The 22,531-nt window shown below is 67.0% G+C and carries 18 protein-coding genes; 5 read left to right on the forward strand and 13 right to left on the reverse strand.

All coding sequences use genetic code 11. The annotated features are described in order from the left end of the window. The first annotated feature begins 79 nt into the window (after positions 1-79). Entirely contained in the window at positions 80-1,897 is a 1,818-nt protein-coding gene (locus ACP7BH_RS14655) for a methyl-accepting chemotaxis protein (protein WP_425986395.1), read from the forward strand. Positions 1,898-1,988: 91 nt separating this feature from the next. Here ACP7BH_RS14655 and lpdA read toward each other — a convergent pair whose 3' ends face one another. Further along, positions 1,989-3,389: a dihydrolipoyl dehydrogenase gene (gene lpdA, locus ACP7BH_RS14660; RefSeq protein WP_425986398.1), complete on the reverse strand. Its 1,401-nt coding sequence runs from the start codon at positions 3,387-3,389 to the stop codon at positions 1,989-1,991. 196 nt (positions 3,390-3,585) lie between these two features. Continuing rightward, positions 3,586-5,838 (reverse strand): TonB-dependent receptor plug domain-containing protein, encoded by a 2,253-nt coding sequence (locus ACP7BH_RS14665; RefSeq protein ID WP_425986400.1) that lies wholly within the window; start codon positions 5,836-5,838, stop codon positions 3,586-3,588. 262 nt (positions 5,839-6,100) lie between these two features. Between ACP7BH_RS14665 and ACP7BH_RS14670 the strand changes: the two genes are divergently transcribed. After that, positions 6,101-7,210, forward strand: a complete 1,110-nt coding sequence (locus ACP7BH_RS14670) for a phytase (RefSeq protein WP_425986402.1) — start codon at positions 6,101-6,103, stop codon at positions 7,208-7,210. 477 nt (positions 7,211-7,687) lie between these two features. Here ACP7BH_RS14670 and ACP7BH_RS14675 read toward each other — a convergent pair whose 3' ends face one another. The 7 genes from ACP7BH_RS14675 to ACP7BH_RS14705 form a co-directional block, all read right to left on the reverse strand. Next, on the reverse strand, positions 7,688-8,380 hold the full coding sequence (locus ACP7BH_RS14675; protein ID WP_425986404.1) for a hypothetical protein: 693 nt from the start codon (positions 8,378-8,380) through the stop codon (positions 7,688-7,690). Between the two features lie 175 nt (positions 8,381-8,555). Beyond that, positions 8,556-9,005 carry a hypothetical protein gene (locus ACP7BH_RS14680; RefSeq protein WP_425986406.1) on the reverse strand — a complete coding sequence of 150 codons (450 nt, stop codon included), beginning with the start codon at positions 9,003-9,005 and terminating at the stop codon, positions 8,556-8,558. A 125-nt stretch (positions 9,006-9,130) separates the two neighbouring features. Beyond that, positions 9,131-9,403 carry an HPr family phosphocarrier protein gene (locus ACP7BH_RS14685; RefSeq protein WP_017506134.1) on the reverse strand — a complete coding sequence of 91 codons (273 nt, stop codon included), beginning with the start codon at positions 9,401-9,403 and terminating at the stop codon, positions 9,131-9,133. After that, on the reverse strand, positions 9,400-9,804 hold the full coding sequence (locus ACP7BH_RS14690; RefSeq protein WP_135193946.1) for a PTS sugar transporter subunit IIA: 405 nt from the start codon (positions 9,802-9,804) through the stop codon (positions 9,400-9,402). Before ACP7BH_RS14690 ends, ACP7BH_RS14685 begins: the two co-directional genes overlap by 4 nt. A gap of 120 nt (positions 9,805-9,924) precedes the next feature. Beyond that, positions 9,925-10,347, reverse strand: coding sequence for an HPr kinase/phosphorylase (locus ACP7BH_RS14695; RefSeq protein ID WP_425986408.1), 423 nt, complete (start codon positions 10,345-10,347; stop codon positions 9,925-9,927). Positions 10,348-10,349: 2 nt separating this feature from the next. After that, a complete protein-coding gene (locus tag ACP7BH_RS14700; RefSeq protein ID WP_425986410.1) occupies positions 10,350-11,963 on the reverse strand; it encodes an ATP-binding protein in 1,614 nt (537 codons plus the stop codon). Beyond that, positions 11,932-12,636, reverse strand: coding sequence for a response regulator transcription factor (locus ACP7BH_RS14705; RefSeq protein WP_409719397.1), 705 nt, complete (start codon positions 12,634-12,636; stop codon positions 11,932-11,934). The genes ACP7BH_RS14700 and ACP7BH_RS14705 overlap by 32 nt, the downstream gene beginning before the upstream one ends. A 230-nt stretch (positions 12,637-12,866) precedes the next feature. Here ACP7BH_RS14705 and ACP7BH_RS14710 point away from each other — a divergent pair, with 230 nt between their 5' ends. Next, positions 12,867-14,585: a hypothetical protein gene (locus ACP7BH_RS14710; RefSeq protein WP_425986411.1), complete on the forward strand. Its 1,719-nt coding sequence runs from the start codon at positions 12,867-12,869 to the stop codon at positions 14,583-14,585. A 4-nt stretch (positions 14,586-14,589) separates the two neighbouring features. On the opposite strand, the gene ACP7BH_RS14715 is transcribed toward ACP7BH_RS14710, so the two are convergent. The 3 genes from ACP7BH_RS14715 to ahcY form a co-directional block, all read right to left on the reverse strand. Next, the gene (locus ACP7BH_RS14715; protein ID WP_425986413.1) at positions 14,590-14,967 is read right to left on the reverse strand and encodes a zf-TFIIB domain-containing protein; all 378 of its coding nucleotides are present in this window, start codon (positions 14,965-14,967) and stop codon (positions 14,590-14,592) included. A 529-nt stretch (positions 14,968-15,496) separates the two neighbouring features. Next, positions 15,497-16,705 carry an NAD(P)/FAD-dependent oxidoreductase gene (locus ACP7BH_RS14720; protein WP_425986415.1) on the reverse strand — a complete coding sequence of 403 codons (1,209 nt, stop codon included), beginning with the start codon at positions 16,703-16,705 and terminating at the stop codon, positions 15,497-15,499. A gap of 24 nt (positions 16,706-16,729) precedes the next feature. After that, on the reverse strand, positions 16,730-18,121 hold the full coding sequence (gene ahcY / locus ACP7BH_RS14725; RefSeq protein ID WP_425986417.1) for an adenosylhomocysteinase: 1,392 nt from the start codon (positions 18,119-18,121) through the stop codon (positions 16,730-16,732). A 188-nt stretch (positions 18,122-18,309) separates the two neighbouring features. Here ahcY and ACP7BH_RS14730 point away from each other — a divergent pair, with 188 nt between their 5' ends. Next, positions 18,310-19,794 (forward strand): methyl-accepting chemotaxis protein, encoded by a 1,485-nt coding sequence (locus ACP7BH_RS14730; RefSeq protein ID WP_425986419.1) that lies wholly within the window; start codon positions 18,310-18,312, stop codon positions 19,792-19,794. Positions 19,795-19,829: 35 nt separating this feature from the next. Next, the gene (locus tag ACP7BH_RS14735; protein ID WP_425986421.1) at positions 19,830-20,231 is read left to right on the forward strand and encodes a Tat pathway signal protein; all 402 of its coding nucleotides are present in this window, start codon (positions 19,830-19,832) and stop codon (positions 20,229-20,231) included. Positions 20,232-20,235: 4 nt separating this feature from the next. Here ACP7BH_RS14735 and ACP7BH_RS14740 read toward each other — a convergent pair whose 3' ends face one another. After that, positions 20,236-22,398 carry a primosomal protein N' gene (locus ACP7BH_RS14740; RefSeq protein WP_425986423.1) on the reverse strand — a complete coding sequence of 721 codons (2,163 nt, stop codon included), beginning with the start codon at positions 22,396-22,398 and terminating at the stop codon, positions 20,236-20,238. Positions 22,399-22,531: the final 133 nt, after the last annotated feature.

A 22,531-nucleotide genomic window follows, 5' to 3' on the forward strand; every position in this document is an offset into this window, starting at 1 on the left:
CCCTTACAGGTTGAGAATTTTAATCTCATTCGGCCAGACTTGAGCTTCGCCCTCCACGCCGCTCCAAGCGAACGAGACGATGAAGCTCAGCGCCCTATCCCTTTCGGCCAAGACGGCCCTGATGGTCATCGCCGCCCTCGGGGCCCTGACCCTGGCCGTTATGGCGCTCGCCGCCGTCCTTCTGACCCGCGACGCCGAGTCGAGAGCGGCCGAGCGTCAGGAAACCAATATGCGCGTCGCCTGGGACGTGCTGGCCGACTATGGCGACGGTTTCACCGCGCGCGACGGCAAGCTCTACGTCGGCTCGACGCCGATGAACGACTTCACCGCCCCCGTGGATCGGGTGAAGTCCCTGGTCGGCGGCACGGCCACCGTCTTCCTGGGCGACCTGCGGGTCACCACCAATGTGGTCAAGGACGACGGCTCGCGCGCGGTCGGCACGAAGCTCAAGCCCGGCCCGGTCTATGACGCCGTGCTGACCGCGGGCCGTCCCTATCGCGGCCAGGCCGACATCCTCGGCAAACCCTATTTCGTCGCCTACGACCCGATCAAGACCACGGCGGGCCAGACCATCGGCGTGCTGTATGTCGGCATTCCCAAGGCCGACTTCATGGCCTCGGTGAACCAGATGATGATCGCCCTGTTCGCCTGCGGCCTGGTCGTTGCCCTGCTGACGGTCGGCGCCTGTCTGGTCGTGTCGCGCCGGATGTTCTCGCCGATGAAGGGCCTGTGCGACCGGATGGAGGCCCTGCGCCAGGGCCGCACCGACTTCGACGCCCCCTGGGTCTCGCGCGGCGACGACATCGGTCAGATTTCGCGCGCCGTCATCGCCTTCCGCGACGCCGCCCTGCGCCAGAAGGAGACCGAGACCGAGGCCGAGACCATGCGCGAGACCGCCCGCGCCACCCGCCTCGCCGGCGAGGCCGAACGCGAACGCCTGGCCGCCGAAGACGCCGTGGTGGTCGAGGCCCTGGGCGATGGCCTGGCGGCCCTGGCGCGCGGCGACCTGACCTATCGGATCACCACCACCTTCGCCGAGCGCAGCAAGAAGCTGAAGGACGATTACAACGCCGCCGCCGACACCCTGACGGCGACCATGGGCGACATCATCGAACTGGTCGGCGCCATGCGCTCCGGCACGGCCGAGGTCACCACCGCCACCAACGACCTGTCGCGCCGCACCGAGCAGCAGGCCGCCGCGCTCGAAGAGACCGCCGCCGCCCTGGATCAGATCACCGTCACGGTGAAGAAGACCGCCGAAGGCGCCCAGTCCGCCGCCGGCATCACCGCCAAGGCCCGCGGCGGCGCCGAGGAGCGCGAGCGGATCATCGCCGACACCACCGCCGCCATGGGTCAGATCGAGAGCACCTCGGGCCGCATCGGCGAGATCATCGGCGTCATCGACGAGATCGCCTTCCAGACCAACCTCCTGGCCCTGAACGCCGGGGTCGAGGCCGCCCGTGCGGGCGAGGCCGGTCGCGGCTTCGCCGTCGTCGCCTCAGAGGTTCGCGCCCTGGCCCAGCGTTCGGCCGACGCCGCGCGCGAGATCAAGGGGCTGATCGCCGCCTCAAGCGCCAGCGTCGGCGAAGGCGCCCGGCTGGTGTCCCAGACCGGCGGCGCCCTGACCGCCCTGATCAGCCAGGTCGCGGACATCAACCTGCTGGCCGCCGAGATCGCCGCCTCCGCTCGCGAACAGGCCGTGGGTCTCGCCGAGGTCAACGTCGCCGTGAACCAGATGGACCAGACCACTCAACAAAATGCTGCGATGGTCGAACAGACCACCGCCGCCAACCAGACCCTCAGCCACGAGGCCGAGCAACTGGCCGAGCTGGTGTCGCGCTTCCGCATCGAAACCCAACGCCAATCCTACGGCCGCGAGGCGGCCTGGGCCGCCTGACGCACCTCTGAACAACAAAAGGCCCGGCCGACGAACATCGACCGGGCCTTTTTCTTGTCCTGGAGCCTGCGCCTTTCGACGCGGCGCCGGATCAGGCCTGCATCATCCAGCCTTCGACATCCATGGCCGCCTGGCGCACGGCTTCCGAACGGGTCGGGTGGGCGTGGCAGGTGCGTGCGATGTCTTCCGACGCGCCGCCGAAGCTCATGGTGATGGCGGCCTCGTGGATCATCTCGCCGGCCTGCGGGCCCATGATGTGGACGCCCAAGACCTTGTCGGTGGCGGCGTCGGCCAATATCTTGGCGAAGCCGTCGGTCTCGTGGTTGATCTTGGCGCGGCTGTTGGCGGTGAAGGGGAACTTGCCCTTCTTGTAGGCGACGCCGGCGGCCTTCAGCTGATCCTCGGTCTGGCCGACCCAGGCCACTTCGGGGAAGGTGTAGACGACGCTGGGGACCAGGGCGTAATCGACGTGGCCGTATTTGCCGGCGATGGTGTCGATCACGGCGACTGCGTCTTCTTCCGCCTTGTGCGCCAGCATCGGGCCGTGGGTCACGTCGCCGATCACCCAGACGCCGTCTGCGACCTTGAAGTGGTCATGGTCGATGAAGCCGCGCTTGTCCGGCGTCACCCCGACGCTCTCCAGGCCCAGGCCTTCGGTGTAGGGACGACGGCCGATGGCGATCAGGACGACGTCGCCCTTGAGGGTTTCGGCCGCGCCGCCCGCCGACGGTTCGACCGTCAGCTCCACGCCGTCCTTGACCGACTTGGCGGCCGTGACCTTGGCGCCCAGTTTAAAGCTCATGCCCTGTTTGGTCAGGGTGCGCTGGAAGGCGGTGGCGACCTCGGTGTCCATGCCGGGCGTGATCCGGTCCAGGAACTCGACCACCGTTACCTCGGCGCCCAGACGGCGCCAGACCGAGCCCAGCTCCAGGCCGATGATGCCGGCGCCGACCACGATCAGCTTCTTGGGTACGGCCGGCAGCGACAGGGCGCCGGTGGAATCGATCACCTTGCCGTCCTCGAAGGCGACGCCCGGCAGCGGGGTCGGCTCCGAGCCCGTGGCGATGACGATGTTCTTGGCGTCCAGCGTCTGGACCGAACCATCGGCGGCGGTGACTTCCACCTTGCCCTTGCCCACGATCTTGCCGCGGCCCTTGATCCAGTCGGCCTTGTTCTTCTTGAACAGGAACTCGATCCCCTTGGTCAGGGCGGTGACGCTCTCGTCCTTGGACTTGTGCATCTGGCCCAGGTTCAGCTTGGGCTGGACCTCGATGCCGATCTTGGCGAACTCGCTGTTGGCGGCGTTCCACATCTCCGAGGCGTGCAGCAGGGCCTTGGACGGCATGCAGCCGACGTTCAGGCAAGTGCCGCCCAGGGTGGCGCGCATCTCGACGCAGGCGACCTTCAGGCCCAGCTGGCCCGCACGGATCGCGGCGTTATAGCCGCCAGGGCCTCCGCCGATGATGACGACGTCGTAGGAAGCTTCGGCCATGGTGTCCTCTGATCGTTCGGTGCGGGGGGAGAGGCCCCGCGAATACAGGCTCTCGGGGCTGTAGGCAGCCGCCCCGCCGGGGTCAACCGCCCCGCCGGCATATGGGGTCGCGATTGCGACCTTTGGAGGGGCGCCGCCACGCAAAAGGGCCGGGCGTCGCCGCCCGGCCCCTTTCGTCGTCTGGAAAGGCTAAGCCTCAGAAGGCCATCCGCGCCACCAACTGGAACACCGGGCCGGCGTTCTCGGACTCGATCTCGAACTCGTCGTAGTCGCGGTCGATCTGGTCGGCGATGGTGTTGAACTTGTCGAACACCTCGTCCTTGGACGAGTCGAGCAGGTTCGAACCGGTGAAGCGGATCACCACGTTCGAGGCGACCTGTTTCTCGAGGAAGATTTCCAGATCGCCGCCGTACGAGGTGACGACTTCTTCGCCGACGATCCGGCTCTTGGCGTCGCCCTGTTTGCGATAGGTGGCGCCGAAGGCCGCGCCCCAGGTCGGGATGTCCTGGGTGAAGCCGACGTTGAAGACATAGTCCGACTGCGAGTTGAAGCGGCGCTCGCCCAGGAAGTCGTCAACCGAACTGTCCAGCCACGAGTAGTTCAGGAACACGCCCGTGTGCTCCATGCCGATGAAGTCCAGCGGCGTGGACAGGTCGAACTCGACGCCCCAGACCTGGCCGTCGCCGACGTTCTCGGCCGTCAGGCGGAAGGCGTCCGGTTCGTCCTCGGCCTCTTCACCCGTGTTGGTGATTTCGATCAAATCGGTGATGTCGCGATAGAAGGCGTTGACGCCGATCACGCCGCGGCGACCCAGACGACGCTCGAAGCCCAGGTCCGCGCCCCATGCCGTTTCCGGCTCCAGGTCGGGATTGCCGATGAAGTCGTTGTCGCCGTATTCGCCTTCCAGCAGGGCCGGCGACAGGAAGTCGAAGTTCGGGCGGCGCACGGTGCGGGCCACCGAGGCGGTGATCCGGTCGCTGTCCGACAGCTTGAAGCGCACGCTCGCGGACGGCAGCAGGATGCCATAGTCCTTGTCGTTGGTGCGGTCGGCGGCGGCGACGGTCTCGTCCGTGATCGAGAAGTCGGTCGTCTCGTAACGCAGGCCGGCCTCCCACTTCGCCGGGCCGTTCTCGCCCGACAGCATGATGTAGGGGTCGATCCGGGTTTCTTCGATCGAGTTGATGCCGCCGTCGACGGCTTCGAAATCGCCGTACTCGCTGTCGAGCAGGGCACGGAAGACCGGCTCGTCCTCGGCTTCGGCCTCGGCCGAGAAGACCGTGCTGTCGCGGTTCTTCTTCGAATACTGGACGCCGAACTCCAGCTCCAGCTCGCCGCCCAGCTTGATCTTGTGCTCGATGGCGGCCTGGATTTCCTCGTCCGTGACGTTGGTGCGGGTGCGTTCGCCCTCGATCACCTCGTCGCCGACGTCCAGTTCCTCTTCCTGCTCGAACTGCTCGTCGTCGATGGTGGCGTAGCCCAGCTTGAAGGTCGTCTCGCCGCCCAGCATCTCGCGCTCGTAACGGCTGTTGACCGCCCAGTTGTCGGTTCGGATGTCGAGCGGGTTGGCATTGATCTTGGCCACGTCGTTGACGTCGCCCTCGTCGTATTCGATCGAGCTTTCGTCCTGGACGCGGTCGGTGCGAACGAAGACGCCGCTCAGTTCCAGGTTTCCGCCGGCGATCGGCATCTCATACGACAGGTTGGCCGAATAATCGGTGCCGTCGCGGGTGTCGGTCTGGGCCTCGGTGTCGGTCAGCTCGCCGTTCGGCTCTTCGTAGCGTTCCGAGAACTTCTGCTTCGGATTGCGGCGATCCTGGATGTTGCCGCCGATCAGCAGACGGCCCGGCCCGACCTGACCGCCCCAGACGGCGCCGTAGGTGCCGCCCCATTGGCCGTATTCGCTGTCTTCCCAGTGCAGCGCGCCCAGGCGGACATAGCCGCCATCCAGCGACAGGGCGTCACGCAGCACGATGTTGATGGCGCCGGCGACCGCATCGCCCGAGCGATTGGCCGACGAAGAGCGGACGACCTCGACCCGCTCGATCAATTCGGCGGGGATGCGGTCCACGAAGAACGAGCGATCCAGGTTGGCGCCGGGGACGCGCTCGCCGTTGATCAGGATCTGCGTATAGGCCGAGTCCAGACCGCGCATCCGCACGCCGTCCGATTCCAGCACGTCCGACAGGAAGGTGACCGAGGGCACCCGCTTCAGGGCGTCGCCGGCGGTCAGCGGCTCGAACCGCTGGAAATAGTCCAGGTCGTAGGACAGGGTCGGCACCACGTCGTCGGTGCGGTTGCGCATGGCCGGCTCGCCGGTGACGACGACTTCCTCCAGCGCCGTGACGGGCGTCTGGGCGGTCTGCTGCGGCGCGACCTCTTCTGCGGCCAGAACGGGAGCGGCGAAGGCGAGCGGGGCCAGCGCGGCGCCCATGAGCAGTTTGATTTTCATCTCGATGATCCCCTTCGGCGGGCGACGTTTCACCTCTGCCGATGGGCGGCCCGATAGCGGGGACTGGCGACGCGAAAGCGACGTTTCGACGACGGCGATTTCGCGGTTTCAGGACAGTTGCGCGACGATCCGTCCCGACACCGATCATGCGTCATCGAACCGCATTCAAACCGTCACCAGGACGCCGTTGACCTGTGGGGGTTCGGCCTTGATCTGGGCCCCGACGAAATCACGTGACGACGTCACATCCTGGGGACCTGCCATGACTTCGCCGATCCGACGCGCCGCCCGTTTCACCGCCGCCGCTTCCGTCTTCGCCCTGCTCGCGGCCTGCGCCACGACGGAAGTGGATTTCCAAGGTGAGGGTGAAGGCTTCGTCGGCCCCGGAGCGTCGGTCCAGGCCGTGCTGGAAACCCCTTCGGTCGGTACGGCGGGTCAGGACGCCGCCGACGATCCCGCCGTCTGGGCCAGCGCTGCGCCGGTCACGGTGATGGGCAAACAAACCCCCGGCTTCGTCGCCGGCACGGACAAGAAGTCGGGCCTCTATATCTATGGCTTCGACGGCCAGATCCTGCAGTTCCTGCCCGAGGGCCTGCTGAACAACGTCGATGTGGTCGAGGGCCTGTCGGTGGGCGGCCGCCCGCAGGTGGTGCTGGGCGCCAGCGACCGCACGCCGGGCAAGACCGGCATCTCCCTCTATACCTTCGACCCGGCCGGGACCGGCGAGAACCGCGTGCGCTACTGGGGCGCCGTCGCCACCGACGTGATCGAACCCTACGGCTTCTGCTTTGCGCGTCGCGGGGCCGAGGTCCACGCCATCCTGGTCGGCCATGAAGGCGAACTGCGCCAGTTCATCCTGAGCATCGGCGCCGACGGCAAGCCCGCCGCCCGCGAGGTCCGCCGCGCCGAGATCGGCACCATCTCCGAAGGCTGCGCCGCCGACGAGGCCACCGACGCCCTCTATATCACCGAGGAGAACGTCGGCCTGTGGCGCTATGGCCTGAACCCGGCCTCGGGCGCGGCCCGCACCCTGATCCAGCCCATCGCCAAGGACATTCTGGTCGCCGACGCCGAGGGCCTGACGACCATCACCGACGCCGAGGGCCGCTACCTGATCGCCTCCAGCCAGGGCGATTCCGCCTTCCCCGTCTGGCGCATCGACGGCGCGGCGCCCGAATACAAGGGCCGGTTCAAGGTCGTGGACGGCGCGGTGGACGGCATCACCGGCACGGACGGCCTCGCCGCCGCCAGCGGCCCGGTCGGCCCCTTCCCCGAAGGCCTGGTCGTCATCCAGGACGACGTCAACGACGTCGGCACGCAGAACTTCAAATACGTCGACTGGCGCGACATCCGCAGGGCGCTGGGGCTGTAGCGCCCGACGCCATCATCCTAGGCGAGGGTTCACCAAGACCGGCATCAGTTCATGCCCAGCCTAAGCGACGAAATTTATCTTACGGTCTCACAGCGACGCCTTGGGCTGCGCACTGCCGCCGCACACGGGCTTGGGCAGACTGGTTCCGCTCGTGATACCAGTTGCCTACCCGCGTCAGGTTGGGGATTCCGAGCGGTCTATCCTCAACCGTGTCCGGAGTCGTGTCGCTCGATATAAACACCATCGGCGTTTCTCCTGGCGATGTAACAAGTCCGCAAACCGTGCGCCTATCGGTCGAAAACGCAAATGCTGAAAGCTCGGCCTCAGGATAGGCAATCGCCAAATCTCTCAGACGATCCTTGAGGTGACTTTCAATCTCGGCGTTGGTTGCTGGTCCTTGGTTGGTCGGTTGAGGACTGGCGGGCGAGGAACAAGCCGCCAATAGGCCAAAGATGGAAAATCCAATCAACTTCACCATCAGTTCCTCCAGTGGATAGTAACCGGACGCCAGCGGCTATCAGTGTAGCCAGGTCCGCGGGGCGTCTCATCGACAAAGTACCGATCCAAAGCGACACGGACCCGTTTGACGATCTCGATCACGCCGCACGCATCGGTCTTGCGGAATCCAATGAAGATCGGCCAACCTCTGTAATCAGACTGGAGTGCGCAGTTTGCGCTCCATTCGAAGCAGCCCCCCAAGGCCTCGTACGCCTCAGCGCCCTTGGGATAACCGACAACGAAGGTATCGGGCGCCGGAGGGCCGTCGGCGGGCATGTTCGCGGCGACAAGAAGGGATCGCTGCAAGGACGAAAACTCGGTCGCCGAGTATCGATCCACGTCACACGATTGGGGATCCAGCACGAGACCGTCTTCGACAGGAAATCCGAACGCGCCAAAGGACTGGTTGAACTCGCCAATGTTCTGAGATCCGATGTTTCCGCCAACAGCCGTGCTGTACATCCGAACTCTGATCTCTTGGTCGTCGTGCGACGGGCCGTCCGTCATTGGAATCTTGATGCGCAACCGCATCCTCGGGCCGGGCGTGGCGTCGGGCAAGATCATGACGTGAGGCAGTCGGAAGCGTATTCTCTTTCCCGTGATGCGATCACCGCCTGGGATATATTCATAGAGGCTCTGCTCCACGAAACCTTGAGGCTTGGTAATCGACAAACGGGGTCGCCCCGGCTTTACGATATCTCCGGGTTTGGGGTCTCCAGCAGGGGCGTAAGACGCGAGAGTCAAAAGGCAAAGGGGCAAACACGCCCACATCAATTTGCGGCGGCTCATCAACGCCGAGTCCACTTCCAAACCGCTGCGGACATCCGCTCAGACTTGTTGCAAAGAATCACTTTGCTTGCGCCTTGCGAAGCTCAACCAGCGCAAACGCGGCTCGCGTCGCCAGAACACCCGCCAGAACACCCACTAGATTGAACGCGGAAAGAGCAGCCCAGCCATAAACCCATCTGGTGAAGGGATAGGCAAGGCCGACAATCGCCCATGCTGTCATCCCGAGAGCGACGAAGCGATTAGGGACAGAACGAAGGTAGAAGCCTCCCACCATTGCGACGGCGGACAGAACAAGGAGAAAGAGCGAGGTTGCGTTCGGGTCTCGGGTGACAAGCGTGCTGAACGGAAACCGCCACGCGTAGATGGCCGAAAAGACGTGTGTGATAGCAATGGCGTAGAAACCTGCCGCGCCTTCTTCGACACCAGAACGCGCGGCTTCGACGCTGGAAAATTTCTGAAATGGGTTGGCCTTGGCCAGCGTTTTGGCTTGGGAGCTGTAAATCGCCATAGAGGAAGCATCCTCCAAAAGCGTGAACCCCAAGTTGAAAAACTATCGGTGATTTGGAGGTGCGCCGCCCATCCCAAAACAGATGATCGGAATGTCGCTGTCAGACCCGAGGGTAACGGCGGCTGTCACTGATCCTCGTCGAACTTCCGCGCGACAAGGTCGGTCAGGGCTTCCATCGCCTCTTCGGCGTCAGGCCCTTCGGCGGAGACGTCGATGCTGCAGCCGATGCCGGCGCCCAGCATCAACAGGCCCATGATCGAGCGGGCGTCCACCGTCACGCCGTCGCGGGTGACGTGGATCTCGCTTTCGAAGCTGGAGGCCAGTTTGACGAACTTGGCCGAGGCGCGGGCGTGCAGGCCCCGGGTGTTGCAGATGTTCAGGGTCGCGGTGACGGTCATTTTTCGCCTGCGAGCACCCAGGACGCGACGGAGATGTATTTGCGCCCGGCGTCCTGCGCATGGGCCACACAGGATTCCAGCGTCTCGCGGCCGCGCACGCTGGCCAGCTTGATCAGCATAGGCAGGTTCAGTCCGGCGATCACCTCGGCGTGGGTCTGTTCCATCACCGAAATCGCCAGGTTCGAGGGCGTGCCGCCGAACATGTCGGTCAGCAGGATGACGCCGTCGCCGTCGTCCACCGCCGCCGCGGCGTCCACGATGTCGCGACGCCGACGCTCCATGTCGTCTTCCGGCCCGATACAGATGGCCGCGACGCCGCGCTGCGGGCCGACCACATGCTCCATGGCGGAGAGAAATTCGGACGCCAGCCCGCCGTGGGTGACGATCACCAGACCGATCATGAGGACTTCACTCGCATCCCGCCCTGAACCGTCCCAGGCATTCCCCCGCCCGGCAAGGGAGGCCGGACGCCGCCCTCTTTGGACCGCAAGGGGCGTGTCATAGACCCGTCTTTCGGGGTTTCAAAGCGTCTCCAGCGCGACTGCGACCACATCGACGGCCGAGGCGGGTCTGGGGTCCAGCGCCAAGAGGGGCAGGTCCACCCCCGCGAAACGCCGTGTCTGCAGCTCTGGAAGCCGTTCGACGGCCTCCGGCACGCAGGCGACGGCCAGCACCACTCGGGCCAGGGGGCGTGTCGCGGCGGACACGATTCCGACCCCGCGAACCTCGATTCGACCCGCGATCGAGGCGGGCGCAGACGCATGAACCGTCCCGCCCGACGCCCAGACCTGGGTGTAGTCGTCGCTGACCAGCCGCCAGCTCCGCGCGATCAGCCGCAGCGCCAGGTCGCTCTTGCCGACGCCCGATGGCCCCAGGATCATCACCCCCTGCCACGCGCCGCGCCTGCGAACGGCGACCGTCGTGGCGTGGACGGGCGGCTCCATCGTCATGCCCTGCGGCCGACCGCCGGGAAGACGATCTCGAACCGGGCGCCGCCTTCGGGACGGTTCTCGGCATGGACGCGGCCGCCATGCGCCTCGGCGATCTGACGCACGATGGACAGGCCCAGGCCCGAGTTCGACCCGAACGCCGCACCCTTGGGCCGCGAGGTGTAGAAGCGCTCGAACACCGTCTCCAGGTTCTCGGCCGGAATGCCCGGTCCCTGGTCCTCGACCCGCACGCGGATCGGCAGGTCGTCGGTCGTCTCTTCCAGCGTCACCTTGACCACCCCGCCGGCTGGGCTGAACGAGCGGGCGTTGTCGATCAGGTTGCGGAACACCTGCCCCAGCGGCCCGTCGCGCCCCATGACCCGCAGCGCCTGCTCGGGCGCCGTGAAGGTCACCGGGATGTCGCCGGGCTTGGCCGTCGTCTCATAGATGCCGACGATGTCGGCCAGCAGCCGGTTCACGTCCACCGGGCGCGGCCGATCCCGCGACAGTTCCGCATCCAGACGTGACGCGTTCGAAATGTCGGTGATCAGCCGATCCAGCCGCCGCACGTCCTGTTGCAACAGGGCCGTCAGCTTCTCGCGATGCGCATCGGTCTTGACCAGCGGCAGGGTCTCCAGCGCCGAACGAATCGAGGTCAGGGGGTTCTTGATCTCGTGCGACACATCGGCCGCGAACCGTTCGATCGCGTCCATCCGCGTCGACAGGGTGTCGGTCATGGATTCCAGCGACCGGGCCAGGTCGCCGATCTCGTCCTTGCGATCCTCCAGATCGGGCAGGGAGATGGCGCGCGCGCGTTGCAGTTTCACCTGATCCGCCGCCGCCGACAGCCGCATGATGGGCCGCGCCACGAACAGATGCAGCAGCAACGATCCCAGCAGATTGACGCCCAGCGCCACCAGGGCGAACGGGAAAAGGGCCTGCCGCTGGGCGCCCAGGATTTCGTCCACGTCCCCAGATTCGACGGTCAGCACGCCCAGCACCTGACGGACATGGCGCACGGGAATGGAGACGGAGACGACCCGGTCGCCGGATTCGTTGCGGCGAAGCGTCGACTGGGACGAGCCATCCAGCGCCGCCGCCACCTCGGCCGCCAGTTCGCTGTCGGCGCGGGCGACCCGGCGCTCGGACAGCAGATTGGCCTTGGCGGCGTCCTCGGTCGTCGAACCCGCCGGCCGCGCGTCGGGCAGGGGCCGGCCGCCGATCGCTTCCGTCACCTGATAGCTGTCGACCAGCAACAGGCCGTTGACATCATATAGCCGCACCCGCTGGCCCGCGGGGATGAACCGGTCGGTCAGCCAGATTGACGCGCGGATGGGGTCCAGTTCGGGCGTCGGCTCGCCGCGAGTCACGCCTTCTTCGCGCAGCACATTGGCCAGCAACTCGGCCTGCACCGTCAGCGATTCCTGACGCGCCTCGATCAGGCCCGGACGCCATTCGTTGATCGCCAGCGCCCCGCCAAACAGGATCAGCAGGCTGAGCAGGTTGAGCACCAGGATGAAGCCGCCCAGCCGCGATCCGCCGAAGCGGAGCAACGGCCGGCGCACAGGCTCCTCGTCGGGCTCTCGCCCGCCCGGAAGATCAGCTCTCGCGGTAGCGGTAGCCGACGCCATACAGGGTCTCGATCGCGTCGAACTCATTGTCCACGGCGCGGAACTTCTTGCGCATCCGCTTCACGTGGCTGTCGATGGTGCGGTCGTCGACATAGACCTGGTCGTCGTAGGCGGCGTCCATAAGGTTGTCGCGGCTCTTCACGAAGCCCGGACGCTGGGCCAGGGCCTGCAGCAACAGGAATTCGGTGACGGTCAGCTTGACCGGCTTGCCGTCCCAGGTCGATTCGTGACGGGCGGGGTCCATCGACAGCTTGCCGCGCTTGATCGCGCGACCCGAGACCTCGGCCGCCGTCTCCGGCTCGCCGCCGTCCGCGCCCGTGCGGCGCAGCAGCGCCTTGACCCGTTCGATCAGCAGACGCTGGCTGAACGGTTTGTGGATGTAGTCGTCGGCGCCCAGGTTGAAGCCGAGGATCTCATCGATTTCCTCGTCCTTGGACGTCAGCATGATGACCGGAATCTGCGAGGTCTGGCGCAGGCGACGCAGCACCTCCATCCCGTCCATGCGCGGCATCTTCACGTCCAGGATCGCCAGATCGGGCGGCGAGGATTCCAGCGCGGCCAGGCCCGATGCGCCGTCGTGATAGGCGGTGATCTTGTGGCCATGGCTTTCCAGCGCCAGCGATACGGACGCCACGATGTTCTCGTCGTCATCGATCAGGGTGATGTTGGCCAAGTCTGTCTTCTCCTGAACTTGCGTTCTCGCGAACGACAACGCGCAACAAGCGTAACCGTTCGATCGCGGTCACATTAGGGCTGGAGCCCGGCGGGCAGAAGGGAATTCGATCCACAATCTCCAACAGCGCGCGAACGCCCAAGATGGTTCGTCGCCCCGCCCATTTCAACGCGGCGCCAAATTCGCCTCTGCAAACCTCGCCTTAAAGCCTTGCCCGCCAAGGTGGCGCAATGGCCGGTCCGATCCACTACGAAGTCTATGTCCGCAAGAGCGCCCCGTCGTCGTGGACCCTGCTGATCGCAACCGAAGACCGCAAACACGCCATCGAGACCGCCGAAGACCAATTTCACGACCGCCTCGCCGTCGCCTCGCGCGTCACCAAGGAGACGCTGGACCCCGACACGATGGAGTTCAGTTCCCTGACAATCCTGACGCTGGGCGCGCCGGAAGAGAAAAAGAAGAAGGTCGCCGACCCGGCGATCCGCCCGGCCTGCAGCGGCCCGGCCGATTTCTATTCCCCCCACGCCCGCGCCCTGATCGGTCGGGTGCTGGAGGACTGGCTGAAGCGCGAGGGCGTCACCCCCTTCGAACTGCTGCACCGTCCCGACGTCGCTGAACGGCTCGAAGCCTCGGGCGTCGAGCTTCAGCACGCGATCCAGAAGGTCTCCGTTCCTGAAAGCCAGGCCACGGGCCAGGACGTCCACTCCGTCGTCCGCCACTATCAAAAGCTGGTCGATCAGGCGATGGCCCGCCTGCGCAAGGCCGGGCGCGACGGACTCTTCCCCGAGCTGCAGGATCGCTCGATCGCCGACCTGGCGCACCGCCTGGCCGGGGCCTCGACTCGCGCCTTCAGCATGGGCGGCGTCATCGCCGACGCGATCAAGGATCGACGCGGCGCGCGCGAACGGCTGGGCTTGCTGATGGACCTGATGGATGGAGCGCCGATCGACGGGCCGCCGCGCGCCCTGGTGGTCGTCGCGGTCGAACAGATCGTCGCCGAAATGCTGGAAGTGCGATCCAACCTGACCGAAATCCTCGGCCCTTCGCTGGATCAGGGCGCGAATCTCGCGGCCATCGTGCGAATGGTGGCGCCGTCCGAGATGGACAGCCTTCTGCGCATGGACCCGCGCCTGGCCCTGATGATGCCCGATGTCGAAGGCCCGGCCGCACGCCTGGGCCTGCACCTGGCCGCCGGCGAGTTTCCGCTTTTAGCCGCGTCTCTGGCCCGGCTGGTCACGCGCGAACTCACCAGCCAGCGTCGTCTTCGCCCCCAGGATCCGGTCGGAGAGATCGACATCCTGCGCCTGCTGGCCATGGCCCTGACGGCTTCGGCCGGTCGTCTGCTGACTTTGGAAGAGGTCCAGGCGGCGTTCGTTGAACGTTCCAAGAGCTTGGTCACGGCGGACTTCGTCGGCGCCTACGTCAATCCCTGCCCCACTGTCCTAGCCGAGGCGGAGCAACTAACCCGACTGTGCGAGAACGTCACCGGCGGGGCCAACAAGCGCGCGGCCGCTCGTTGGCTCGGGGCCTGCATCGGCTCCCTACGGTTCGAAAAGGAGATGCGCCAGTCGCTTCCGGGCGGCCCCAGCGCGTCGCAGAAGCTGGCGATCCTGGCCCGGTTGCAGCGCTCGGTTCAGGCGGCGCACCTGGGTGAACACGACGAGAGCCAGATCGCACAGGCGCTCGGCGTGATCGGGGGCAATCTGGAAGCCGACGCCAAACTGGTGGCCCATATCGTTCGCGCTCAGGCCCCCGCGCCCCAAAAACTGACGGCCCTGCTCAAACTCGCCACGGGAGAAGCCGGCCCATTGGGTCCGGCGGCCGACCGCGCCCGGTCGGAAGCGATCAAACTGCTGCGCGCGCCGGACATCCGCACAGCTCTGTCGTCCGCACCCGAAAGCGTAGCCTCCCTCAAGGGCCTGATGCAGGCGGCAGGTCTCGCCGCCTGACGGTTCAGTCGAAGATGTCGAAGATGCTGTCGCGCTTCTTTTTCTTGTATCGATAGTCGTCGTCGCCGTGGCGGCCGTCGCGGTATTTGTCGCTCTTGTAGCCCCGGTCGTCGCGATAGGGCTGTGGCGCGGCGCCGCCCCAGGGCTGAGGCGGGGCCTGCATATGCGGCTGGGGCTGAATCGGCGGCGGGGCGTAAGCCTGCGCGGGCGCGGCCGGCGGCGCAGAAGCGCGGCCTTCCTCTACGGCGGCGGCCATCAGTTTTTCCAGTTCGCCGCGATCCAGCCAGACGCCCCGGCAGTCGGGGCACATGTCGAACTGGACGCCGTTGCGCTCCAGCGTCTGCATGGCGGCATTGTCGTTGGGGCACATCAGAAGAGGCATTTCGGGCTCCGTTCGAAAGAGTCAGGATCGGGCGGTCGATACGACGGGCCAGGAGGGGGGAGAAAGCCCCATCGCATCGACGCACCCGTGCGGTCCGACATCGCGTCGCACAGCCCGGCGCAAGGAAGGGGGAACGCCAGACCGCAACAACGCCAGAGGGGCCCGTTCCGCTCCCTCAAGCTAGGCGCCGCCCTGCCCCGCCGCCATGCGTCGCGGGGCCGCAGGCGTCGCATTTCGCGGCGCACCTGCGCCAGCCGGCATGGTTTCAGTGATGAAGCGTCGCGTTTACAGCGACTTGAGATCAAGCAACGGCAATCGACCATACACACCAGCGACAGGGGCTATGATCCCCCTTCGGTCTTTGACATCGCCATTGGAACGGACGGGAACAGACTGGACTGTTTTCGTTTGGAATTGAGACCGTCTGAATTTTGTCGAACGAAAAGTTGTTTTGAAACAGAGGCGCGATCTTGGAAGTGCACACTATGCACTCTGTTTTTGTCGCGGCCGGAGTCTGAAACCTGTCCGCCTAGCAGACCTGCCCGGCCGCCCAGCCAGACGACCAGGCCCACTGGAAATTATAGCCGCCCAGCCAGCCGGTCACGTCCACCGCCTCGCCGATGAAATACAGGCCGGGAACGGCCTTGGCCTGCATCGTCTGCTGATCCAGCGCCGCCGTATCCACCCCGCCCAGGGTGACCTCGGCGGTGCGATAGCCTTCCGACCCGACCGGCTTGACGGCCCAGGCGTTGACGGCCTGATCCAGACGCCTCAGCACCTTGTCCGACAGGTCCGCCAGATTGCCCGACGCGCCCTCGCGCACGCACAGGCTTTCGGCCAGGCGACGCGGCACGATATGGCCCAGCGCCCTATGCACGGCCTGACGCCCGTTCGTCGCCTTGGCCGTCTTCAGTTCCTCGAACACGTCGCGGCCCGGCGCCATGCTGGCCACCACCGCCTCGCCCTCGCGCCAGTAGGAGCTGATCTGCAGAATGGCCGGGCCGCTCAAACCCCGGTGTGTGAACAGCATCGCCTCGTTGAAGCTGGCCTTGCGCGCCTTCGCCCCTTCGGGCGCCGAGGCGACCGAGGCGTCCACCGCCACCCCCGCCAGCGGAACCAGCGTCTCCAGCAGCCCCGCCTCGAACGTCAGCGGCACCAGGGCCGGCCGCGTCTCGGTGACTCGAATGTCGAACTGGCGCGCGACCTCATAGGCCCAGCCGGTCGCGCCCATCCTGGGAATCGACTTGCCGCCGGTCGCCACGACCAGGGACGCCGCCGCGACCTCCGATCCGTCCGACAGGGTCGCCGACCAGCCGTCGCCCGAGCGCGCGATCCGCTCCACGCCGGTCTTCATGTTCAGGGTGACGCCCGCCGCCGCCATGTCGTCGGTCAGCATACGGACGATCTGCTTGGCGCTGTCGTCGCAGAACAGCTGGCCCAGCGTTTTTTCGTGCCAGGCGATACCGGCCTTGTCGATGCGCTTGATGAAGTCGTGCTGGGTATAGCGCCTCAGGGCCGAGGTCGCGAACCGGGGATTCTCGCCCAGGAAGTTCGCCGGCCCGCAGCCCAGATTGGTGAAGTTGCAGCGCCCGCCGCCCGAGATGCGGATCTTCTCGCCCGGCCGGTCGGCATGATCGACCACCAGCACCCGGCGCCCGCGCCGCCCCGCCTCGATGGCGGCCATCATCCCGGCCGCCCCTGCCCCCACGACGAGGACGTCGAACGACGCCCTCGTCATGACAGGTCCCTCGGTATGAGGGTCTTAGTAACGGTAGTGGTCCGCCTTGAACGGGCCTTCGACCGGCACGTTGATATAGTCGGCCTGGTCCTTGGTCAGCACGGTCAGCTTGGCGCCCAGCTTGGCCAGGTGCAGCATGGCGACCTTCTCGTCCAGATGCTTGGGCAGGGTATAGACCTTGTTGTCGTAGGCCTTGGCGTTGGTCCAAAGCTCGATCTGGGCCAGGGTCTGGTTGGTGAAGGACGCCGACATCACGAACGAGGGGTGGCCCGTCGCATTGCCCAGGTTCACCAGACGGCCTTCCGACAGCAGGATGATCTTCTTGCCGTCCGGGAACTCGACGTGGTGGACCTGCGGCTTGATCTCGTCCCACTTGAAGTTCTTCAGGCCGGCGACCTGAATCTCCGAGTCGAAGTGGCCGATGTTGCAGACGATGGCGTTGTTCTTCATCTGGCGCATGTGGTCGACGGTGATGACGTCCTTGTTGCCGGTCGTCGTCACATAGATGTCGGCGCGGCCGGCGGTGTCGTCCAGCGTCTGGACCTCATAGCCTTCCATCGCGGCCTGCAGGGCGCAGATCGGGTCGATCTCGGTCACGATCACGCGGGCGCCGCCCTGGCGCAGCGAAGCGGCCGAGCCCTTGCCCACGTCGCCGTAACCGCAGACCACGGCGACCTTGCCCGACAGCATGACGTCGGTGCCGCGACGGATGGCGTCGACCAGCGATTCACGGCAGCCGTACAGGTTGTCGAACTTGGACTTGGTGACGCTGTCGTTGACGTTGATGGCTGGGAAGGGCAGCTCGCCCTTTTCGGCCATCTGATACAGGCGGTGAACGCCCGTGGTCGTCTCTTCCGACACGCCGCCGATGGCGTCGCGGATGGCGGAGTAGAAGCCGGGCTTCTCGGCGATGTAGCGTTTCATCACCTTGAAGAGGGCTTCTTCTTCTTCGTTCTGCGGATTGGCCAGGACCGAGATGTCCTTCTCGGCCTTGGGACCGAGCACGCAGAGCAGGGTGGCGTCGCCGCCGTCGTCCAGGATCAGGTTCGGATAGCCGCCGTCAGCCCATTCGAAGATCTTGTGCGCATAGTCCCAGTATTCTTCCAGGGTCTCGCCCTTGGTGGCGAAGACCGGCGTGCCGGCTGCGGCGATGGCGGCGGCGGCGTGGTCCTGGGTCGAGAAGATGTTGCACGAGGCCCAGCGCACTTCGGCGCCCAGGGCTTCCAGCGTCTGGATCAGGACCGCCGTCTGGATGGTCATGTGCAGGCTGCCGGCGATGCGGGCGCCCTTCAGGATCTGCTGCTCGCCGAACTCCTCGCGCAGAGCCATCAGGCCCGGCATTTCGGTTTCGGCGATCTCGATTTCCTTGTTGCCCCAATCGGCCAGGGTGATGTCGCGCACGATGTAGTCGGTCATGTCAGGGCTCCGAGCCGCAGGAAGGTTTGGGGCCTCTTAGCCCGGTGAGCGCCAACTATCAACAAACACATAAAGATATCCTTATGCGATCTGGATGCGCGACGGCGTTAACGCCTCGAAAACCCACACAGACTATGGGGACAATACCGTGACGGGGGCGTCCGGCAATCAGTAAGAGGCTTGCGTGCATGTCACAGACGTCGATCCAGCAGCGAACGGCCTTCGCCGGCCTGTCCAGCCCGTCGTCCGCCTACAAGGCGATCCAGAGCACAATTCGCCGCGCCGTGCCGGCCGCCCTCGACGCCTTCTACGACCGCATCCGCGCCACGCCCGAGACCCGGCGCTTCTTCCGTGACGAGACCCATATCGGCCGCGCCAAGTCCGCCCAGGTGGGCCACTGGGATGCAATCGTGGAAGGGCGCGCAGACGCCGACTATGCCCGCGCCGTCACCGTCATCGGCCAGACCCACGCACGCATCGGCCTGGAGCCGCGCTGGTATATCGGGGGCTACGGCGTGCTGCTGGCCGAGGTGATGAAGGCGGTGGCGACGCGGCCCCGCAAACGGTTCGCCGGCGCCGCCCACGACCGCGAAACCGGCGAGGGCCTTGCCGAATTGACCCAGCGCGCCCTGCTGGACATGGACCTGGCCATCTCGACCTATTTGGACGCGCTCCAGCAAGAGCGGGACAGCGCCGCTGCGGCCAAGGCCGAGGCCGATGCGCGTCAGGCCGAGGTGGTGGCGGCCCTGGGACAGGCCCTGAAAACCCTGGCCAGCGGCGACCTCAGCATCGCCATCCAGACCGAATTCCCCCAGGAATATCGCACGCTGAAGGACGACTTCAACAGCGCCGCCGCCAGCCTGCGGAGCGCCTTCGGCGCCGTCGCCGAGAGCGCCGAGGCGGTGCGGACAGGCTCGGACGAACTGGCCAGCGCATCGGACGACCTGGCCAACCGCACCGAACGCCAGGCCGCCGGGCTGGAGCGCACCGCAGCCACCACCGAAGAGATCGCCGCCGGGGTCGAACAGACCGCCAAGGGCGCCCAGAACACCGCCCAGGCCGTCGCCGCCGTGCGCCGCGACGTCGAGAACGGCGGCGCCGTGGTCGGCGAAACGACCCAGGCCATGACCGCTATCCAGGAGTCGTCAGTCGAGATCGCCCGCTTCACCTCCCTGATCGACGAAATCGCCTTCCAGACCAATCTGCTGGCCCTGAACGCGGGGGTCGAGGCGGCCCGTGCAGGCGAGGCCGGTCGCGGCTTCGCCGTCGTCGCCTCCGAAGTCCGCGCCCTGGCCCAACGCTCCGCCGAAGCCTCCGGCGAGATCCGCACCCTGATCGCCACCTCGGCCGCCCAGGTCGCGCGCGGCGTGGACCTGGTCGAACGCGCAGGCCAGGCGCTGGACCGGATCGGCGAACGGGTCGCGGCGGTGGACGACCTCGCCGGCGACATGGCCTCGGCCTCGCGACATCAGGCCGACCGACTGTCCGAGGTTCGCCAGGCCCTGGTCCAGCTGGACGAGATCACCCAGCAGAACGCCGCCATGACCGAACAGGCCACCGCCGCCAGCCGCCAACTGGCCGGAGAAGCCGAGACCCTGGCGCGTCAGATCGCGGGCTTCCGGTTCGAGGCCTCGATCGATGACGGCCGCTCCCCGCACCGCCGCGCGGCGTGAGGGTTTCTTAAGCCGTCGGGACTAGGGTCGATCTCATGGAACGCCGCGCCCTTCTCGGTCTCGCCGTCGTCGCGACGGCCGCCGCCTCATCGACCGCTCGCGCTTCGTCGAGCGGCGGCGCCGCGCCGTCCGCCGACACCTATTTCCGCCTGCCTGTCATCACCGCCTCGATCATCCAGGCCAGCGGCCGTCGCGGCGTCCTGACCATCGAGACCGGCGTCGATGTGCCCGACGCGGCTCTTCGCACCCGCGCCCAGCAGTCGGCCCCGCGCCTGCGCGCCGCCTACAACACCGCCGCCCAGCGCTTCGCCAACGGCATCCGTCCCGGCGCCGTGCCCAATATCGACCAGTTGTCGGCCGAGCTTCAGGCGGCGACAAACGCCACCCTGGGCCGGGCCGGCGCCCGCGTGCTGCTCGGCACGGTGATGGCGGTCTAAGCGCTTACAAGAAAGAATAGGGGTCCACGTCCACCGTCAGGCGGACCGAGGCCGGGACCTTCACCCGCGCCAGCCAGGCCCGAAGGAAGGCCTGGATATTCACGTCGCGGTCGGCCCGCACCAGCAGCCGCTTGCGCCGTCGCCCCCGCACCAAGGCAAGCGGCGCGTCGGCGGGGCCATAGACCTCCAGCCGTTCAGCGTTGGGAATGGCCTGGGCCAGATCGTTGGCCGTCTTCTCCACCGCAACCGCATTCTCGCTGGACAGGATGATCGCCGCCAGCCGGCCATAGGGCGGCAGGGACGCCGCCTCGCGCTCGGCCATCTCGGCCTCGACGAAGGCGTCCCGGTCGCCCGCCGCCAGCGCCATCAGCACCGGATGCTCGGGCGTCCAGGTCTGCAAAATGGCCCGTCCCGGTCGATCGGCCCGCCCCGCCCGCCCCGTCGCCTGGGCCAGCAGCTGATAGGTCCGCTCGGCCGCGCGCAGGTCTCCGCCGCGTAGCCCCAGGTCCGCGTCCACCACCCCCACCAGCGTCAGGCGCGGGAAGTTGTGGCCCTTGGCGGCGGCCTGGGTGGCGACAAGGATGTCGATCTCGCCGTCCGTCATCCGCTGGATCAGGGCGCGCGCCGACCTGGCGTCGGGCGCGGTGTCGGAGCTGAACACCGCCGTCCGCGCCTCGGGGAACAGCTGGCGCACCTCCTCCTCGACCCGCTCCACCCCCGGCCCGACCGAGACCAGCGAATCCTCGGCCCCGCAGGACGGGCACAGCTTGGGCCGCGCCATGGAAAAGCCGGTCAGGTGGCAGACCAGCCGGCCGGTATAGCGATGCTCGACCAGCCAGCTGTCCGTGTCCGGGGCCGTCAGCCGATGCCCGCAGGCGCGGCACAGGACGACGGGCGCATACCCCCTCCGGTTCAGAAACAGCAGCGTCTGCTCGCCCCGCGCCAAGGTCTCGCCGATGGCCAGCCGCAGGGGCTGCGACAGCCAGGTCTGGGGATCGGGCGTATTCTGGCGCAGGTCCAGCAGGGCGATGTCCGGCAGCACCGCCGTCCCGTGCCGCGCGCCCAGCTTCAGCCAGTCGTAACGCCCGCTCTGCGCGTTCCACAGAGTCTCCAGCGACGGCGTCGCCGAGGCCAGAACCACCGCCGCCCCCTCGATCCGCGCCCGCGCCACCGCCAGGTCGCGCCCGTGATAGACCAGCCCTTCTTCCTGCTTGAACGAGCCGTCGTGCTCCTCGTCCACGACGATCAGGCGCAGATTGACGAAGGGCAGAAACAGGGCCGACCGCGCCCCGACCACGATGTTGCAGCGCCCGGCGACCACCGCCTCCCACACCTGGCGACGGCGCGGCGGGGCGACGCCGGAATGCCATTCGGCCGGGGCGGCGCCGAACCGGGCCGTGATCCGCTCGATCAGGGCCTGGGTCAGGGCGATCTCAGGCAACAGGATCAGGATCTGCGCCGCCGGATCGGCCCGCAACACCCGCGCGATCGCCTCCAGATAGGCTTCGGTCTTGCCGGACCCCGTCACCCCGTCCAGCAAGAAAGGACGAAAACCGCCGCCCGTCACGCCGTCCGCCAGGGCCGTCGCCGCCGCCGCCTGGTCGCCGTTCAACGAGGCGGGCGCATGGTCGGGATCGGGTCGGTCGAATGCCGCCTCGGCCGCGATCTCGATGATCTCCAGCACGCCTTCGTCGATCAGTCCCTTGATCACGCCCGACGACACGCCCGCCGCCCGCGCCAGATCGGCGCCCGCCATGGACCGCTCGCCCAGGGCCTCCAGCACGCCCGTCCGCGCCGGGGTCGCCCGCGACGGCAGCCGCTCGCCCACCCGCCGCACCCGGCGTTCCGGTCGGGGACGCGGCGCCCGCAGGCCCTTCAGCGCGGTCGCCGCCATCTCGCCGGGTGGGGACAGGGTCCAGCGCCCGGCCCATTCGACGAAATCCACCACCCGCGACGGCAGGGCCGGATCGTCCAGCAGACTGTCCACCGCCTTCAGCCGCCGGTTCGACCCGGTCGTCTCGAACACCTCGGACACGATGCCCCGCATCAGGCGCGGTCCCAGCGGCACGGCGACCTGATCGCCGCGCGCCAGGGTCAGCGCCTCGGGAACCTCGTAATCGAAGGCCTCCGGCACCGGCAGGGGAATAAGGACTGACGCGACTTTCACTTGATCCTCCCCCATCGGGGGAGGGGGACCGCCCGAAGGGTGGTGGAGGGGGCTGACCGCGAACAGGATGTCTGGGGCTGGCCCCCTCCACCGCTTCGCGGTCCCCCTCCCCCGATGGGGGAGGATTGGGCTC

Origin of the sequence: Brevundimonas sp. TWP2-1 (genome assembly GCF_049897645.1) — a bacterium.
In the GTDB taxonomy this organism is placed as follows: domain Bacteria; phylum Pseudomonadota; class Alphaproteobacteria; order Caulobacterales; family Caulobacteraceae; genus Brevundimonas.

Coding starts and splice junctions, on each gene's coding strand:
- ACP7BH_RS14670 (WP_425986402.1), top strand. CDS start 6,101: ATGACTTCGCCGATCCGACGCGCCGCCCGTTTCACCGCCGCCGCTTCC.
- ACP7BH_RS14730 (WP_425986419.1), top strand. CDS start 18,310: ATGTCACAGACGTCGATCCAGCAGCGAACGGCCTTCGCCGGCCTGTCC.
- ACP7BH_RS14735 (WP_425986421.1), top strand. CDS start 19,830: ATGGAACGCCGCGCCCTTCTCGGTCTCGCCGTCGTCGCGACGGCCGCC.
- ACP7BH_RS14655 (WP_425986395.1), top strand. CDS start 80: ATGAAGCTCAGCGCCCTATCCCTTTCGGCCAAGACGGCCCTGATGGTC.
- ACP7BH_RS14710 (WP_425986411.1), top strand. CDS start 12,867: ATGGCCGGTCCGATCCACTACGAAGTCTATGTCCGCAAGAGCGCCCCG.
- ACP7BH_RS14690 (WP_135193946.1), bottom strand. CDS start 9,804: ATGATCGGTCTGGTGATCGTCACCCACGGCGGGCTGGCGTCCGAATTT.
- ACP7BH_RS14715 (WP_425986413.1), bottom strand. CDS start 14,967: ATGCCTCTTCTGATGTGCCCCAACGACAATGCCGCCATGCAGACGCTG.
- ACP7BH_RS14685 (WP_017506134.1), bottom strand. CDS start 9,403: ATGACCGTCACCGCGACCCTGAACATCTGCAACACCCGGGGCCTGCAC.
- ACP7BH_RS14695 (WP_425986408.1), bottom strand. CDS start 10,347: ATGGAGCCGCCCGTCCACGCCACGACGGTCGCCGTTCGCAGGCGCGGC.
- ACP7BH_RS14665 (WP_425986400.1), bottom strand. CDS start 5,838: ATGAAAATCAAACTGCTCATGGGCGCCGCGCTGGCCCCGCTCGCCTTC.
- ahcY (WP_425986417.1), bottom strand. CDS start 18,121: ATGACCGACTACATCGTGCGCGACATCACCCTGGCCGATTGGGGCAAC.
- lpdA (WP_425986398.1), bottom strand. CDS start 3,389: ATGGCCGAAGCTTCCTACGACGTCGTCATCATCGGCGGAGGCCCTGGC.
- ACP7BH_RS14700 (WP_425986410.1), bottom strand. CDS start 11,963: ATGGCGTCGGCTACCGCTACCGCGAGAGCTGATCTTCCGGGCGGGCGA.
- ACP7BH_RS14720 (WP_425986415.1), bottom strand. CDS start 16,705: ATGACGAGGGCGTCGTTCGACGTCCTCGTCGTGGGGGCAGGGGCGGCC.
- ACP7BH_RS14680 (WP_425986406.1), bottom strand. CDS start 9,005: ATGGCGATTTACAGCTCCCAAGCCAAAACGCTGGCCAAGGCCAACCCA.